The 16,181-nt window shown below is 48.5% G+C and carries 14 protein-coding genes; all 14 read left to right on the forward strand.

Annotation, left to right across the window (positions count from 1 at the left end):
- Positions 1-7: 7 nt before the first annotated feature.
- The gene (locus QNH46_RS05685) at positions 8-1,852 is read left to right on the forward strand and encodes a serine/threonine protein phosphatase (protein ID WP_283927243.1); all 1,845 of its coding nucleotides are present in this window, start codon (positions 8-10) and stop codon (positions 1,850-1,852) included.
- Positions 1,849-3,135 (forward strand): normocyte-binding protein, encoded by a 1,287-nt coding sequence (locus QNH46_RS05690; protein WP_213592838.1) that lies wholly within the window; start codon positions 1,849-1,851, stop codon positions 3,133-3,135. The genes QNH46_RS05685 and QNH46_RS05690 overlap by 4 nt, the downstream gene beginning before the upstream one ends.
- Complete coding sequence (locus tag QNH46_RS05695; RefSeq protein ID WP_155610037.1) at positions 3,126-3,824, forward strand: iron-dependent peroxidase; 699 nt, start codon at positions 3,126-3,128, stop codon at positions 3,822-3,824. Before QNH46_RS05690 ends, QNH46_RS05695 begins: the two co-directional genes overlap by 10 nt.
- 31 nt (positions 3,825-3,855) lie before the next feature.
- On the forward strand, positions 3,856-6,504 hold the full coding sequence (locus QNH46_RS05700) for an acetate and sugar kinases/Hsc70/actin family protein (RefSeq protein ID WP_283927244.1): 2,649 nt from the start codon (positions 3,856-3,858) through the stop codon (positions 6,502-6,504).
- Between the two features lie 12 nt (positions 6,505-6,516).
- Positions 6,517-7,062 carry a hypothetical protein gene (locus QNH46_RS05705; RefSeq protein ID WP_213592832.1) on the forward strand — a complete coding sequence of 182 codons (546 nt, stop codon included), beginning with the start codon at positions 6,517-6,519 and terminating at the stop codon, positions 7,060-7,062.
- Between the two features lie 77 nt (positions 7,063-7,139).
- On the forward strand, positions 7,140-7,616 hold the full coding sequence (locus QNH46_RS05710) for an RDD family protein (RefSeq protein ID WP_283927245.1): 477 nt from the start codon (positions 7,140-7,142) through the stop codon (positions 7,614-7,616).
- 19 nt (positions 7,617-7,635) lie between these two features.
- The gene (locus QNH46_RS05715) at positions 7,636-8,121 is read left to right on the forward strand and encodes an RDD family protein (RefSeq protein WP_283927246.1); all 486 of its coding nucleotides are present in this window, start codon (positions 7,636-7,638) and stop codon (positions 8,119-8,121) included.
- A gap of 103 nt (positions 8,122-8,224) precedes the next feature.
- Positions 8,225-9,001 (forward strand): DNA and RNA helicase, encoded by a 777-nt coding sequence (locus tag QNH46_RS05720; protein ID WP_283927247.1) that lies wholly within the window; start codon positions 8,225-8,227, stop codon positions 8,999-9,001.
- A gap of 38 nt (positions 9,002-9,039) precedes the next feature.
- Positions 9,040-10,512: a phage baseplate assembly protein V gene (locus QNH46_RS05725; RefSeq protein ID WP_283927248.1), complete on the forward strand. Its 1,473-nt coding sequence runs from the start codon at positions 9,040-9,042 to the stop codon at positions 10,510-10,512.
- Entirely contained in the window at positions 10,509-11,624 is a 1,116-nt protein-coding gene (locus QNH46_RS05730; RefSeq protein WP_283927249.1) for a pentapeptide repeat-containing protein, read from the forward strand. Before QNH46_RS05725 ends, QNH46_RS05730 begins: the two co-directional genes overlap by 4 nt.
- Positions 11,625-11,631: 7 nt before the next feature.
- The gene (locus QNH46_RS05735; RefSeq protein WP_283927250.1) at positions 11,632-12,162 is read left to right on the forward strand and encodes a hypothetical protein; all 531 of its coding nucleotides are present in this window, start codon (positions 11,632-11,634) and stop codon (positions 12,160-12,162) included.
- On the forward strand, positions 12,143-12,760 hold the full coding sequence (locus QNH46_RS05740; protein ID WP_283927251.1) for a hypothetical protein: 618 nt from the start codon (positions 12,143-12,145) through the stop codon (positions 12,758-12,760). The genes QNH46_RS05735 and QNH46_RS05740 overlap by 20 nt, the downstream gene beginning before the upstream one ends.
- Before the next feature lie 26 nt (positions 12,761-12,786).
- A complete protein-coding gene (locus QNH46_RS05745) occupies positions 12,787-13,167 on the forward strand; it encodes a DUF4280 domain-containing protein (RefSeq protein WP_283927252.1) in 381 nt (126 codons plus the stop codon).
- A gap of 30 nt (positions 13,168-13,197) precedes the next feature.
- Positions 13,198-16,170 carry a DNA/RNA non-specific endonuclease gene (locus QNH46_RS05750; protein WP_283927253.1) on the forward strand — a complete coding sequence of 991 codons (2,973 nt, stop codon included), beginning with the start codon at positions 13,198-13,200 and terminating at the stop codon, positions 16,168-16,170.
- The last annotated feature ends 11 nt before the right edge of the window (positions 16,171-16,181 follow it).

The raw sequence follows: 16,181 nt of genomic DNA on the forward strand, positions 1-16,181 counted from the left end.
GGGACACATGAGAAAGGAGAACAGCGATTTCAAGACCGCATTTGTCTCGGAAGCGGGTTCGTTTATCGACAACAGAGATTATTTTGCCTTCGTGGAGCTCGAGGACATGGCTTGCTACGTAATTGCGGATGGCCTCGATACGGATCGAGAGGTGCATAGCGCGAAAATGGCGGTCAGCGTCATCCTGGAGAACTTTATGGCGAAGCCTTCCTTATCGCGCAGGAAGATCCAGCAGGATCTGGAGGCGGCCCATGAGTGGCTGAAGTTCGAGAGCCGCAGAGTCCGGCTTAAGGCGAGCGTGCTCGTCGTCGTGACCAATTATACCAAAATGGTGTGGGCGAGCTGCGGCAATGCGCGGTTGTATCATTTTCGCGGCGGGCGGCTCAATTTGCGTTCGAAGGACCAGAGCCTGGCGCAGCTTCTTCTCGAGGACGGAAGAGTGTCCGAGGACAGGCTGTCCAGCCATGAGGAACGCGGAAACCTGTTGAATTACATGGGGCGGCCGGACCGGTTCGAGCCCTTTATTTCGGAGAAAACCCCGCTTTCCGACGGGGATGTGCTTCTGCTGTGCACGCCGGGAATTTGGGAAGAGGTCGAGCTGCCGGAAATGCTCGATGCACTAGCGGAATCGAGTGATCCCGACAGCTTGACGGATACGCTGGAGGACATCGTCCTCAGCAAGCAGCGGCAGACGGTGAACAATTACACGGCTGCTGCAATTTATGCGAATAAGACGTTTGCGGAGAAGCCAAAGAACCGCAAGAAATGGATCATGCGCATCGGAATCATGCTGCTTACCTTGGCGATTGCCGGGGGCGGCATCTGGTACGCGAAGTACAGGCAGGCGGTCAAGCTGGCCGAGACGGTCGCCGTGATGACGGAATTCGAGCAGGAAGGCGACGAATACGCATCCGCCGGAGATTATCCGAAGGCACTCAAGGCTTACAGCGAAGCTAAGAACGCAGCCAGCAAGCTGAAGGACAAGCTGCATTTTCAGCTGCTGCGCAACAAGCAGCGCGTGGCCCAGGCGGTGACGGATGGCGACGAATACGTCAAGGACGGCAGCTTCGATATGGCGGTGGACAGCTATACGAAGGCGATTGGCGAGGCGGATAAATATAAGCCGTTCAAGGTGGAGGATATCGAGGCTCGGATCGAGCGCAGCGAAGCGGTCGCGAAGCTGACGGAAGTAATGAAGGAAGGCGATATCCACTTCCAGAATCAGGACTACAACAGCGCGCTGGAGCTATATAGAAAGGCGTACCGGGCAGCGATTGAAGCCAATTATCCGGGCGGCCAGAAGCAGCTGGAGACGAAGATGGAAGAGGCCGAGGGCAAGATCAACCACATTTACCGGGAGACGAAGACGCTTCAGGCTGACAATTTGGAGAAGAAGGGCGACCGCGCGCTAGCCGCGCTGGATTATAACGCCGCGATTGAGGCTTATACGCTGGCCCAGGAAATGTACCAGGAAATCGACAAGCTCGAGCGGGTGCTGGCGATGGAGCGGAAGATCGCCAAAGCCGATGAGAAGCGCAATCCGATCGTGCCGGCATCCGGGCAGAATGCGGATTCTGGTGCGGGACTGTCCGGCAACCTCGGGGGGAACGGAGCGAACGGGGCGGCGGCATGGAATGGGGCTGCCGGGACAACTGCAGGCGGAGGCGGAGCTGCCAGCCATAACGGCAGCAGCAGCCAGGCACCCGCGGCAAATTCGCAGGGCCAGGCGCAAAGCTCGAATAGCCAGGGGACGGGTTCATCCTCTGGTTCGGAGCAGGCGGAAGCGGGCAGCAGCACGACAAATGGCATTCAGGATACATCGGCGGCGCCGGGCGGAGGTGGAGAATCATGAAGGACATTGTGATGGATCGGCTGAGCAAAATGGAGGATTTGCAGCAGCGCGGCATGCTGCGCAATTTGATGAGCAGCGTGTTCCTCGGTGTAGTCGAATACCAGGAGGAGCTCAATCGCCAGATCGAGCGGCGGGTATTTGAGGAGGTCGGCAACCAGGACAGCAAATACGATATTTATGCGGCGATGTGCCGCCGGGAGGAATGGGATCCGCTGCACGAGTATTTGTTCCCGATGATTCCGGAGGATACGGGGCCGCGCAGCATTGATTTGCAGAGCTTGGTGGCCCGGTTGAAAGAGGGGGAGGAGCTGCCGCTGTTCTCTTTTTTTCTGGAGTGCCCATATCCTGTCATCCAGGAGCTGCTCTACAGCGACCGGACGTTCCGGGGAGAGCTGGTGACGAGCGGAGGCCGCCATGCCATTCAAATCAGGCTGGAGCGGAATATGACATACATACGTGAAATTGAAAAGCTGTACCATGTGTTTCTGAGCAATGGCCTTCCTTGGCGAACCATCAATCACCCTTATGCCTACAAGTTCGTGAACGCCGTTCTGGTCGGGGGCGAGCTGCAGCTGGGGGAAGAAGAGGAAGTTCAGGAAATTACGGTACATCTGGAGGAATACGAGGAATACAAAAGAACGGATCTGGTGCCGCTCTGGAACATTCAGCGCCTGGAGCTGAAGACGGGGGGCTTCCCGGTTCCCGCGGCCGACCGCGTGAATTTCGAGCATGCGCTGCCGCTGCGGAGCAGCGGGCTGCAGCATGGCTATCTGGTCGATATCAACGATGACAGCATCCGGTATATCAAGCGTTCCCCGGAGGAGCTGACTGTCGTATCGACGCGCGACAAGTCTGACGCCTGGCAGGTGCTGAAGGTGGTTGAACCGGTCGGCACGAGTATGAGCAAGCTGAGCTACGCCTTGATGTCGAACCGGCAGCGGGATGATTTCATCAGCAACTATGGCCGCAGACAGGGACAGGTTGTGCGTTCGAAGGGCGAGATCGTGCGGATCATTCATTCTTTTGCCGTGTCGGAATGGCTGGAGCTGGTGGATGTGGAGATTCGTCCGCCATCCGCGCGCCCTGCGCTGACCTATGAGCTGAACCGCTTCATTACCGACGAAGTGCGGGTGGATAACGGAAAATGGCGGATGTGCCTGAAGTTCAACTACCGGGAATCCGGCAGGGAGCTGGGTTATTTGGCGGAGGATATGATGAGCTTCCTGGTGTCCGAAGTGCAGATGTCGTTCCCGGAATATCGCTGCGAAGGAGAATGGGCGTGAATTACATATGGGATTTGCTCGTTCAGGCGAAGGAAGCCGGCATTCAAAAACGGGATATTACTTTCCTTCCGGCCAAGGTGTACTCGCCTTACATGGAGCTTAGCCTGGAGGAACTGAATGCTGCAGCGGGCGACCATATCGAGGTCGAGGTCAATCCGTTCTACCGCTTCTATGACGTGTTCCGCGATCTGCTCGACATCAACCTGACAGAGGACGAGGAATTCCGCCACACGCTGTTTGATATTCTGATTCATTTCCTGGCGGAGCTGGACTTCATGCAGGGGATGAACAAGCGGGAATATCATATCCGTTTCGTGCTGCGGGACCTGGAGGCCGGGGCGTTCGGCGAGCGGGTGAAGGAGCGGATCGGCCTGTTCGAGCGGGATGAGCGGGAGTGGATCGCCTGCGCGATCCTCCGCATGTACGACACAGGCGAGACGCTGAACCTGCTGCGGAGCACGGTGAGCCGGATTTTCCGCCGCTCGACGATTTACGTCAACAGCGAGGAGAAGGACGAGATGCTGTTCTACATCGGCCAGAAGAAGACGGAGCTCGCCGGCCGGAAGCTGGAGCTGCTGATGGAGCTGTTCCTCCCGGTGCGCTACCGCACCGAGGTGTATTGGGATTGCCATGTGGGGATTATCGATGCCGAGGATACTATGATCCAGGACCGAATCGCCCTCTATTAATGTTCCATTTTGGAGGAGGAATTGATCAAGCATGAAGGGTTATAAACTGTACACAGATTCCACCAGCCAACAGCGGGTGCGCGGGAAGGTTCGCTATACGCACGATGAGTTGATGGAGATGACCACCTTCCAGCTGCGCAATATTTGCTACCGGGAACGGCTCGTGGAAGGGCTCAGCCATCGGCTTGACCGGGAGGAGATGATCCGCGTCATTTTGAAGTTTCTGGGCGCGGACGAAGAGATGTTCATTGGCCCGTACTGCGAAGGCGGCTTCGAGCGCGTGAAGACGGTGATGCGCAAATATATGCAGGCCTCGCTGCAAGGGGACGGGGGCATCAGCGTTCCGGCCCGCATCGTGATTTACCCGGAAATCGCCATCGATAAGAGCGACGGATATAAAGTAAAGGCTCCCGCAATGTTCGCGGAGTCCAATGTGCTGCTCGTCAACGACCGGATGGAGCTTTGCGGCATTCTTAATTTGCGCAAGGAGGAGGGCGAGGCGGGCAGCTTTTATTTGGCGGCGGACAGCAGTATGGAATGGCAGCGGACGTCCAATCGCCAGTACAGCCTGCTGTTCCTGCGCAAGCGTGATTCGGAATACATATACAAGGCATATTATCAGAGCCAGGCGCTTCCGCCGATTCAAATCCAATATTATAAAATTCCGCTGGCCGATCTGGACATCCGGGAGCTGCAGGCAACGGATGCCGTGCTGGCGATCGATTTCGGGACTTCCAATACGACGGCCGGCGCTTTTTTGTACAACGGATATGCGCAGTCGCCAAGCAGTCTCGACGTATTGAACGGCCATATTCGTTCCAATGAGGTGAACTTCGTCAAGTTCCCTGATCCGACGTACCGGAGGCTGGAATGGAGCGAGGCGCTGCCTACTGCGGTAAGTGTAGCGGATTGCTCGGACCCGGCTGCGGTGAAATACCAGTTCGGCCATGAGGCGCTGCTGAATATCCGCCGCAGCAGCTATAGCAGCCGTGCTTCGGTCTTTCAGGGGCTAAAGCGTTGGGTGAACAACTACGACAAGCCGATCGAGGTTATGGACAGTGAGGGAAACACGGCGACCGTGCTGCGTCAGGATATTATCCAGGCGTATCTGAAACACGTCATCCAGATGGCAGAGCATCAATTCAAATGCAAGTTCAAAAATTTGCATTTCACCAGCCCCGTCAAAATGAAAGCGCCGTTTCTCCAGATGTTCTCCGCCATTCTGCCGGATTACCGGATTGAGAAGGAGGAGGCGCTGGACGAGGGGATGGCCGTGCTGTACAACACGATCGCCGATGGCCTGGAGCGGAATCTGTTCATCGAGGGCGAGGAATATAAAGCGCTTGTCATCGACTGCGGGGGCGGGACAACGGATCTGTCCTCCTGCCGGTTCCGGGTCGAGGACGGGCATATGTCCTATCGCATCGCGATGGATGCGACGTATGAGAACGGGGATACGCATTTCGGCGGCAACAATATCACCTATCGGATTATGCAGTTCATGAAAATCGTCTTCGCCGATTATTACACAGGCGGCCGGCGCCGGGTGACGGACATCGATGATTTGATCGACATTCCGGCGAACGACCTGTTCCGCGAGGTGGATGCGAACGGCGTGGAGGCGGTGTATGCCGAGCTGGAGCGCCGTTACCAGGAGGCGGAGGCGGTGATTCCGACAGCCTACGCCATGTATGAGAACCGCTCGCGGGACGAGTATTACCGGGTGCGCGGCAATTTCTATTTCCTGTGGGAAATTGCCGAGGAAATGAAGCAGCAGTTTTTCCGCAAAACCGGAATTCTGCGCAACCGCTTCGACGCGGAAGCGGACGGCAGCCGGGACAATGATTTGCAGATTACGACGATGGAGCGCTGGTTCCTGTCCGTATCGCGCGGCGGCGAGCTGAAGGACGAGTATGAAATTCCGGATGTCGTGTTCAACATCAAGGAAATTACCCAACTGATCAAAGGCGACATTTACGAGGTGCTGCGCAAGTTTCTGGATGGCTTCTATCAGGATGGCGTGCTGGGCGAGTACTCGATCATCAAGCTGACGGGACAATCGTGCCGGATCGAGGTGTTCCGCGAGGCGCTGAAGGAGTTCGTCCCGGGACGGAGCATCGAGTTCCGGCAAAAGCCGGCCGAGGGCCGGGTGCCCGAGCTGAAGCTGGCCTGCCTGCGCGGAGCGATCCGCTATTTGAACGCGCGGAAGGCTGGCGTCATCGAGACGAGCATTACGAACCATGCCGCTGTCATCCCGTACTCGGTTAGCGCATACACCCATGATCGCCGCGAGCTGGAGCTGATCTCCAGCCTGGAGCGGACGAACCGGGTGCTGGGCTTCATTTCACGGCCGTACCATACGCAGGAGATCGAGTTCCTGCTGCGGGGAGCGGACGGCGGACTGCGTCACAGCTATGTGTACCATAACCGGATCAAGGACTATCAGTCCGTGAAATACGAGGATATCCAGGCGGTCTATGGGGATAAAATTCCGCAGGACGATACGGACTCCATCGTGAACGGGGAGACGAAGTATTTTGTCTTCGCGGACGACAACCACTGGGGCTTCTACGTGCTGCCGATCGCCCGTCAGAACGAGGGACTGCTGCTTGGCCGCAAGGAGCTGTTCCCGTTCGAGAGCGACCGGTCGGAGCTGGACTTTTTTGACGGGACGAAGTAGGGGGATGGGGAAATGTATTTATTTCTTGGAAGATTGCTCGGCAGGAAATTGCTTAGAACGACATTTCTTCCAGCAAAACGCGGTCTGGCAGGCGAAATGATTTTACGTAGACCGGGCTTTTGGAGCTTAATGTGCATCATAGGCTGCTTAGCTGGAGGAGTACTACTCTATTTTTTATTCACTGAAAATATTTTTGATCAGCCGGGAGAAGAAGTTATTTATAGAAACGCAGTAATGGGCATCATCCTTCTTTTTCTTTTCATGTGGCTGGAATGTCTGAGTTATAAAGCTTCGGCGACGGACTCCTTTGTAGCAGTTAGACACTGGTACGGAACAAAAACGATCCATTATCACAATATAACGAGCGTGGAGCATACCCGTTTTTTTGGCGGCCAATTCGTGGTACTCAGTAACCAAGGGGTAGTTCGTGTTCCGGATGGAGCCGTAGGAAGTGCCGAGTTTATTCAGCATTTATGCAAAGAGTTGGGGGAAGAACACTGCGTCAATGCCCTTAAGGTGTTAGAGGAGAAAAAAACGCAGCTGCAGCAGCTAAGCTAGGAACGATTGAAGAGCGGCTGAAGCAATAAGCTCAGTTACTAGGCTAACGTTGGGTTGACAAGAAGGGAAGAGCGGGAATGTACGATGTTTTATTTCGAAGATACGTAGCGCTTACGATTGACCGGATTATTACCGGTGTGGCGGCTACATTGATCAGTTTCATTTGGATTTTGCCGGGAGAGCTGTTTGAATACAATTCAATCTATTTAGTATTAACGCATCTATTAATTTCAATCACCTGTGATTGGATTTACTTCTGTCTGATGGAGTCATCCAAATACCAAGCTACCATTGGCAAGAGATTACTAGGAGTCATGGTTGTGGATAAAGATTATGAACGAATTACATACGCAAGGGCTAATAGCAGGTACTGGGGAAAGCTGCTCTCCGGCTTGATTCTTGGCTTAGGCTACCTGATGGCCTTCTCTCATGAGAAGCGGCAGGCGCTGCATGACAGAATGGCGGGGACTTATGTAGTAAACAAGAGCTTCCTGCTCTTTATGCTCAGCTGTCAGAAAGACGATGATGTCAAAACAGGCATTGCGCATGCATAAAGCAGGGGGGCGAGACATCGTGTATGCACGATTTTGGAAAAGGGCGGTAGCTGCCTTATTAGATCTATTGGTTGTCGCTTCGATTCATCAGGTGATTGGTATATTGACCACTTTCGCATGGTATTGGTGCCTGCGGGATCCCTATGACATCTATGAGTATTTAGATGAACTAATCGTGTTGTTTAACGTTAGTCGAATTGTTCTAATGGCGGTTTTATTCTGGCATTACTTCGCGATCATGGAATCTTCCAAGTTCCAGGCGACGTTTGGCAAGCTGGCGATGGGACTCAGGGTAGTTGATCGGGAGGGCCAGAAAATTTCGTTCCACCGGGCGACCGCACGATTTTGGAGTAAAAGCTTTTCGGCCATCACGGTACTGATTGGCTGGTTCATGGCAGGCTTCACCAAGAAAAAACAGGCGCTGCATGATATCGTTGCTGGCACTTGCCTGATGGAGGAAGAGGTACTGAAAGCCAGACAAGTGGAGACCGCTGCCGCTGTGTAGAAGTAGGGCACTGAGTTTTACGTATGAAGTGTATTAGGCGGTTTACTGGGAGGAAAGAGTCGGATGTATGACGTGACGTCACAGCCGGAAGGAGGGGAAGGCAATGTTTAACCATATCGCACCGAAGTTTGAGAAGGGCCGGATTCTAAAGACAGCGATGCTGGAAAATCTGCGGGATTTCCCCCGCGACTTTGTGGACGTCTACTATCACGAATATACGGATGGCATCATTTCGGGTGCCCATGTTGAGGTTGGAGCAGATTCCCTGATCGTTCATCCCGGCATCGTCAAGCATCAAGGGCGGCTATATTTGCTGAAGGATGCTATGAGCATCAAATACCGCGCCACGGGGCGGGAGGCTGCGCTGAAGGTCCGTTTCCATGCTGGTGACGAGGACAGCGACTGGCAGACGTATCGCAGCGAGATTGTGATCGACGAGCAACTTGAAGTGGATGCCACCGAGCTGGAGCTGTGCCGCTTCAAGCTGAAGGAAGGCGCCCGGCTGCGGCAGGATTACCAGGGCTTCCGTGACCTGGCGACTGAATTTAATACCGTGAATGTTCTGCATGTCCGCTACGCGGCTTACGGCAAAAGCACCTTGTCTCCGGTTATTCTGCGCTGCTTCGCAGAGGAAATGATGCGCAAGGGAAGCGGCGAGCCGCAGGACTTCATGTTTACGATGATGTGCATGAACGAGGGCCCCCTCGCTCGGGACGTCATTTTGCACTATATGACGAGCCGCCTTGGCATGAGCAGCAGGGAGTACACGAATGTGGAGATCCACAAGTACCTGGGCCGCATCCTGGATGGCGTCCGCGGCGGCGGTGGCGGCAGGCTGGGCATGACCCCGGGCGGCAGCCAGCGGGTGATTGTGGATTAGGGAAGTTAAAAATAATACTCAATATGTGGAGGTTCATAATGACTACAACGATTAGCAATGCTGTAGGTAGTATTCGGATCGAACCCTATGAAATTCTGCACTTACACAGCATGAAGATAACTAAGGGAATAAACAAACATTCAAAGATGACCTTCTCCGCAATTGTTTCCGAAGATAAAAAGGATGCATATGTAACTAATACAAATGCCGAAACCTTTATTCGGGCTCTAATTCAAAATGATGACGGACAGCATGAGCACATTTTATTTACTGGTTTAGTAACTAAAGTGAGGGTAAACGCTGCAAGGGGAGTCTATTATTTGAATGTAGAAGCCATTTCTCATTCCTATCTACTTGATATCAAACGAAAGAAACGTTCATTTCAGAATCCTGATATTTTATATAGTTCCTTAATCAAAGAGGTTATTTCACCGTATCAGGATGCAGATATTATTGATGCCGCTACCTTCAAGAAGAAAACAAATACTTTAATCATGCAGTACGAAGAAACGGATTGGCAGTTTCTGAAACGAATGGCTTCTAGGTTTTATACGGCACTGGTTCCGGTAAATGGTTATGATTCACCAAAGCTTTATTTTGGAGTTCCTACAGGCCAGGATAAGGGTGAACTTCAAACAACATATTATACGGTCCACAAGAATATGGCAGAGTTTAAAGAGGCTATAGATAACAGTGTCCCTGGTGTGAGTGATTCGGATTACACGGTGTATGACGTGATATCAGAGCAGCTACTTGAGCCAGGTCATGAAGTAACTTTTAAGAAGCGCCGTCTAGTTGTAGGATCTGTTGTTTCTGAGACCAGAAACGGAATCCTTGAGCATAATTACAAATTGTATCCCAGAAAAGGATTGCGACAAAAGAAAATACACAATGAAGCCATTATCGGCGCCTCAATACAGGGAAAAGTTATTCAGGTTCACAGGGACACGGTTCGAGCTAAATTAGATATGGATGACCAATTGGATGCCAATTCAAATTACTGGTTTCCTTATTCGACGATATATGCATCTGAGGACAACACAGGTTGGTATTGCATGCCCGAAATAGGGGACAGCATACGTATTTATTTTCCAAGCAAAAAAGAAGAAGAAGGGATAGCCATAAGTTCTGTAGCGAGGGAGATTCCCTCTAAACCAGCTTCAGTATCGGGAGGACAAACAACAAGCCAGGCTTCCGTAAAAGCTGATAAGGATCCAAAGGATGACCCTGACACAAAAACGTTTTCGACTAAATATGGGAAAATTATTTCCCTGGGCCCTTCTTCCATCATTATCAAATCAGGCGACATGTTTATTACATTAGATGACGAACGTGGAATCGATATTGTCAGCAACAAAGATATTTCTATAACTGCTGATAATAATATATTACTGGCATCTAGTAGTATCCATATCTCTGCTAATACATTATCGCTATCCAATGAAGATAATAAAATTACATTGGAAGAAGCTAATATTCTGATAGAAGGAACGGAAATAAAAATGAATTGAGTGATAAGAAGATGGATGCGGAAGAAATTTTGGATGATATAAAAAGTCGTATATTAGAACCGGCTATGGAGGAAGTAATAACTGCTTTGGAAGCTGAGTTTCATCATCAAAAAGAGCAGCATATTGAGGCTTTCATTCAATCATTTCAGAACATGTGCATTCATATCAAAAGTATGCAGGATAAAGGGCAGAAAGCACCGATTGCCTACATACATTTCTCATTACTTCGTACATCCATACTGCAGCAAAAATATACTTACTTAATCGAGGCCTACTCGGAAGAGTGGTATGGTGACGAAAATGAATGTATTTCGTTCTATGATGCTTTCTGGGCATACAAGTCGTTTAATTCCCTTCAAGACATGCTCGCACAGAAGCTCAAAATATATTTTAAGTTGTTTCACCCGGGGGATAGTGAACGAATTATGTTGGAGTATATCTCCTATTTCCATCAGTTTATTGTAGCTATTGCACGCATGGCTGTATGTCGGGCAATGGAATTGCCGGAGGCGAAGCAAATAGCGAAATTTAGTTGCTTCCGCGTAAGAATCGGAGAATTTAAAGATCTCAGCGAGGATATTTATGTAACCGATCAAAGAGAAATGACTTTGGAGAGTATAAGAAAATTTCAGCAACAAGATACCCAATTGGCTTTTGAAGCACTGCAAGGTCTAACCCTACAATCACAGAATCTGGATAATACAGAAATGCGATATGCGGATTTGAGTGGAAGCCACTTGATAGAATGTCAATTCCGGGGATGTATTATGATCGGTACTCGCTTTACGGGTTCTACTTTGCGTAATTCTGATTTCAGCCATTCCCTGGTGTGTGATGCGGATTTTAGCAATAGCGACCTGAGAGGAGCGAGTTTCCGTAATGTTAGCGGGAAAGGTTACCGCGAAAATTTATATCGTTCACCCGGCTTGCAAGGAGTAAGTTTTGCTAATGCCAACCTGGACGGTGCGGATTTTAGAGGGGCTGCACTATATGACGCTAATTTTGAAGGAGCCAGCCTTCGAGGAGCTATTTTTACGGAGCAAGAATTGACGAGGTATCGTCTTAGTGACCAACAGCTGAATTCTGTTACATTGCTTAGTTTGGAAAGGTGATGAATGTATGAAGCCATACTACTTGCTTACAGAGGACCGCCGAGTAATGCATAGAGTAACACTATCTGGGAAAGAAGTGACAGAACCATTTCAATCCCTTCCACCCATTTCCGTTATTTCGGTAAGTAATACTACGCCTCAGCAGTATATGGATTGGTTCATCAAACCAAGACCTATAATATCTGATGATATGAAAAATATACTGGCTATGTATCAGCCACACATGGAGTGTAAACGCATAGATTTGGTAGATCATCAGCAACGTTCTCAGTATACGTACTGGGCATTCACCCCTCCATCTCTAGATTGCTTATCCTCAGACGCTGAGTTTTACCCCGATGGAAGATTGAAGAAACTAGTCCTTAACCGGGAAAAAATAAAGCGAGATCACTTTTTTACGATTTTTGGAATTATGGAACCCTATCATATTATTAGCCTTGATGCTGCTGAAAGCTTACTGCGCAGAGGTATGAGCGGTTTTATTCTTGAGGATGTGATGATATCTGACGGAGGTACACATGAGTCTACATTGGGATAAAAAAATAGCAGGTATTATACTTGCTCAACGCGAGCGTGAAGAGCTCTATGAGGAGACGGAGGAACTATCAGAGCTAGCTTGGCTGGAGATGGTAAAAAGCGGGGAAGTCAGATTTGAGAATCATACAATCGGAATGGAGAAACAATCGTTGTTTGATAGACAATTAGAAATCATGCTGCCTCGACACCTTTCATCTGTTCCTAAAGGGGAGCTCGGTAGAGAAGGGACTGCTCATAACCGAGATCAGTATTTATTTATAAATGAGCAAGAGCAGCTTTCGTGTGGATTACTTTGGATGCAGCGGTCAGAAATGGAGATAGATCTTGAGTTTCTAAAGGACTGCATGATGATTGAAAGCAAGGGGAAGAAACCCGAAATCCGGTTGTTCGAGCTAGAGAGCGATGCTCTCAAACAGTTGAATATAGAAACTTTTGATAGTCTTATTCCCATAGAAAACGGTCATGTGTATCAGCTCGTTTTCCTCGGAATGTTCGACAATAGAGTTTTAATTGGCAGCTTTCAATTCAAGGCTGACCAAGCGACATTGTGGAGACCGTTATCTACAGCGATAATTCAAACTATTCGTTTAAATAAATAGCTAAAAATAACGATAGGAGGAAGCATATGTCCCTAATGAGTTTTGTTTCAGGCTTGATAGCAGCGGGTGCATTTGCTCAAGCAGATACTTATGTTGTACGGGGAGCTGAACTAACTTGCAGCGAAGGAACTCTACCTTCCAGCTTGAACTTGCCACAGTCCCATGGGGTATATATCAAAGATAAACCAGTGATGAATGTAACTGATTGTGTGGCTGAGAAAAATATAGGGTTATTTGGTTTTTGTAAAAAGACAGATGATGTTTGCCAGCCAGAACTTTGCGGAATATGGTCAGACGGAAAAGAAGACTTGCTCATTGACGAGCAGCCAGCTTTGCTGGATCGTGCAACGCTTATATGCTCGTTAGGGGGAATTATCAGTATAGCTAAGAATGGAGGGCAGGAATAAGGCCCACTATTATGAAAGGAGGGAATAATTGTGACTTATTTGACGGAGAGATATGTATCAAATGAGATGCTGCAAGTAAACTGGCCTTACGGTAAAGTACGTGTTGAAGATCTGAAAATTACACATCAGGTAGGCGAACATGCAAGATTAAGACTCGTAGGGAGAGCATACGAGGAAATAGAAGAAGAAATAATTACGAATTCGGGGCCGAATGATTTTATTGAGGTATATGAACTAGATGAAGAGAGAGGAACAAAAGCTCTTTTTATGGGACAGATTCAGCAGCTTACTGTCCGGATCATGCATGAACAAAACCAACTTGTCGTTGAGGCTATTTCCCATACCTTTAATATGGATACGTATAAAAGAAAAAGAAGCTTCCAACATGTAGATCAGAAGTATGCCGAAATTATTAAAGATGTGGTCGCGGCTTACCCTGAAAGCGACTTTATTGATTATTCGTTTAATGATAAGAAGACGGGAAAGTTTATCATGCAGTATGAGGAGACAGATTGGTCCTTTTTGCAAAGGCTGGCCTCACATGAAGGAGCTTCACTAGTTGCAGATATTACAGCTCATAAACCGCGCTTCTGGATTGGTATACCCGAAGGTCGAAGGCAGATTCAGCTGCCAGAAAATTATCCTTTCGAAGTGTCGCGTCGAATCCAAGCTTATTTATATACGGCCTCGAGTGACCATATTCAGAAAACACAAGATAGAACGACGACGTATACTTTTGAGTGGATGAGTGCACTGGACATTGGAGATGAAGTAATTAAAGATGACCACACTTATGTGATAGCAAGAAGACAGGCTGAAATGAAGCAAGGACAGTTAATTTGGACATATGAATGTGGTTTTCGGGAAGGTTATAAACGAGGTAAAATACATAATAATGCCATCATTGGCGCGGCAATTAACGGAAAAATTATTGGGGTCAGCCGTCAGCAAGTAAAGATACACTTGGATATGGACAATGATCAGAATGAGGGCTTTGCCCGCTGGTTTCCTTATGCAGCAGAAGGAAATCAAGTGTGGTATATGATGCCGGAGAAGGGAAGTAAAGTGAAATTATACTTTCCTAGTTCGGAAGAGGATGAAGCCTTCGTCATTCAATCCGTCCGGCAAGAACCGGGCATGAACTATGCTGCGAAACAACAGCAAAAAATGGCTGATCCTAGAGTGAAAACCTTTGGCAACCCTCAGGGAAAAGAGTTCACACTTGGAGATAAGGAATTAAATATTACTGGTCGTGAGGGCCAACTTTATATTGGCATGAATAACTTTACTGGAGTCAACTTATCTGGTAATCAACAGGTGCGAATACTAGCCGCAGGCGGTATCCATTTAAGCGGAAATCAAGTGGAATTGATGGCTAGTGAAAGCTTGTCGCTGGAAAGAATTGCTGATACATTGGAAGCAGATGAGGGAGCAGGGTCTGCTGGAGGGAAGCAGGTAACTGGAAAACTAGGATTACGAGATGATATTAGCTCGTATAGTGAAAAAATTAAGTTTACCGCCACCGGAGAGAGAGAAGAGTATGAACCCATTCTTAGCGATTTCGAGAAGCAGGTTCAAGAGCATGGGGCTGCGGTGGTTAAGCACTGGAAATACCAGGAGAGCGAAAGCGCGAGAAACAAAGGGCGGATAGAAGCTTATAAGGATACAGGTAAAGCACTATGGGGTTTTGTAGTAGATGTTGGGGATATGGCGTTTACGACTGTCTACCAAGTTGGTATTGTTGTTTTAGATATAGATCAAACCTGGGATGAATCAGATAAAAAAATACAAGAGTTCTATTCAATCTTCGGTGCTAAAGATAATATAGGTTCATTGAATGAACGAAATGAAACCTTACAAGGCGTTACCTCATCTATACAATATGTTGTAGATACTGTAAGTCTTAAAAAATCAGGGAGCGAACTTGTAGAGGATGCTAAGCAGGCGTTAAAACAGGCTAAAGAGGGTCTCATAGACCCTGTAGTAACGAGCTTCACAAAGAACTCAATGAGCCATTATACGACCACTAAGGAAGAGAATGAAGCATTAGGTTATGCTCATGGACAAACCAGCGCTATGGCAATTGAAGCTGCATTAGCGGCAGCGTCAAGGGGGACAACAGTAGCAGCAAGAGCTAGACATCTTACACCGGATACAAATAGTAAAAAGTCGAAGACAAACACAGTCGATAACGAACAAAAAAAGGGTATAATGGGGTTCATTGCTCCCAACGGCGCAAAAGGTTTGTTTGGTAAAGGCGCAGGCGTTCATGATGGTCGCTTTAAAACCAGAGGATCTGTCTTAGATCGAGTGATGGAGAACTTTGGAGAAGCAGCTAACAAGATGAAACGGGCTGCTGTAGATCAAGCTCCTTATTATGTTATGATACGTCAAACTACAAACGGTATAAAGGCACTTGATTTCGTCAAGAATGAGAATTCTAAATTATTCTCCATGGGTGGAGACGGACCGGATAGGAACAAGGGTAAGACTGGGGGGACGGGTGAAGGTAAGAAAAAAGGTGAAGTTAAAACACTTGTGGGCGAAGGACAGCAGTTTACAAACGGTAGAAAAAATAAGCTGAAGCCTGATATTAAGTATAGAACTGGGGAGTATGATTATTTTTATGAAACAGATAATTTAGGTAGAATTTCTAAATTTGAAACGGAAGATTTACAATTAACAAAGAGAACAGACAGATTGTCGCACAGCAAAAATACACCTGGTAAAGTAAAAGGTCAAGATCATGCAGGACATTTGGTTGGCGATAGATTTGGAGGATCACCCAAAATTGACAACTTGGTTTCGCAACTATCTGATGTTAATCTAAGGCAGTATAAGAAAATTGAGGATACATGGGCTGCTGCATTAAAAGAAACACCTCCCAAAAAAGTAACAATTGATATTGAAATAATTTATTCTGGGGACAATATGCGTCCAGATAAATTTAGAGTCAGATATACTATTGATGGTGAATTTGGTTCTGTAGATCTAAAAAATTAATCACTAGGAGT

It is taken from the genome of Paenibacillus woosongensis (assembly GCF_030122845.1).
Classification (GTDB): Bacteria; Bacillota; Bacilli; order Paenibacillales; family Paenibacillaceae; genus Fontibacillus; species Fontibacillus woosongensis_A.

Coding starts and splice junctions, on each gene's coding strand:
- QNH46_RS05725 (WP_283927248.1), top strand. CDS start 9,040: ATGACTACAACGATTAGCAATGCTGTAGGTAGTATTCGGATCGAACCC.
- QNH46_RS05710 (WP_283927245.1), top strand. CDS start 7,140: ATGTACGATGTTTTATTTCGAAGATACGTAGCGCTTACGATTGACCGG.
- QNH46_RS05740 (WP_283927251.1), top strand. CDS start 12,143: ATGAGTCTACATTGGGATAAAAAAATAGCAGGTATTATACTTGCTCAA.
- QNH46_RS05720 (WP_283927247.1), top strand. CDS start 8,225: ATGTTTAACCATATCGCACCGAAGTTTGAGAAGGGCCGGATTCTAAAG.
- QNH46_RS05690 (WP_213592838.1), top strand. CDS start 1,849: ATGAAGGACATTGTGATGGATCGGCTGAGCAAAATGGAGGATTTGCAG.
- QNH46_RS05685 (WP_283927243.1), top strand. CDS start 8: ATGAGAAAGGAGAACAGCGATTTCAAGACCGCATTTGTCTCGGAAGCG.
- QNH46_RS05735 (WP_283927250.1), top strand. CDS start 11,632: ATGAAGCCATACTACTTGCTTACAGAGGACCGCCGAGTAATGCATAGA.
- QNH46_RS05705 (WP_213592832.1), top strand. CDS start 6,517: ATGTATTTATTTCTTGGAAGATTGCTCGGCAGGAAATTGCTTAGAACG.
- QNH46_RS05745 (WP_283927252.1), top strand. CDS start 12,787: ATGTCCCTAATGAGTTTTGTTTCAGGCTTGATAGCAGCGGGTGCATTT.
- QNH46_RS05695 (WP_155610037.1), top strand. CDS start 3,126: ATGGGCGTGAATTACATATGGGATTTGCTCGTTCAGGCGAAGGAAGCC.
- QNH46_RS05700 (WP_283927244.1), top strand. CDS start 3,856: ATGAAGGGTTATAAACTGTACACAGATTCCACCAGCCAACAGCGGGTG.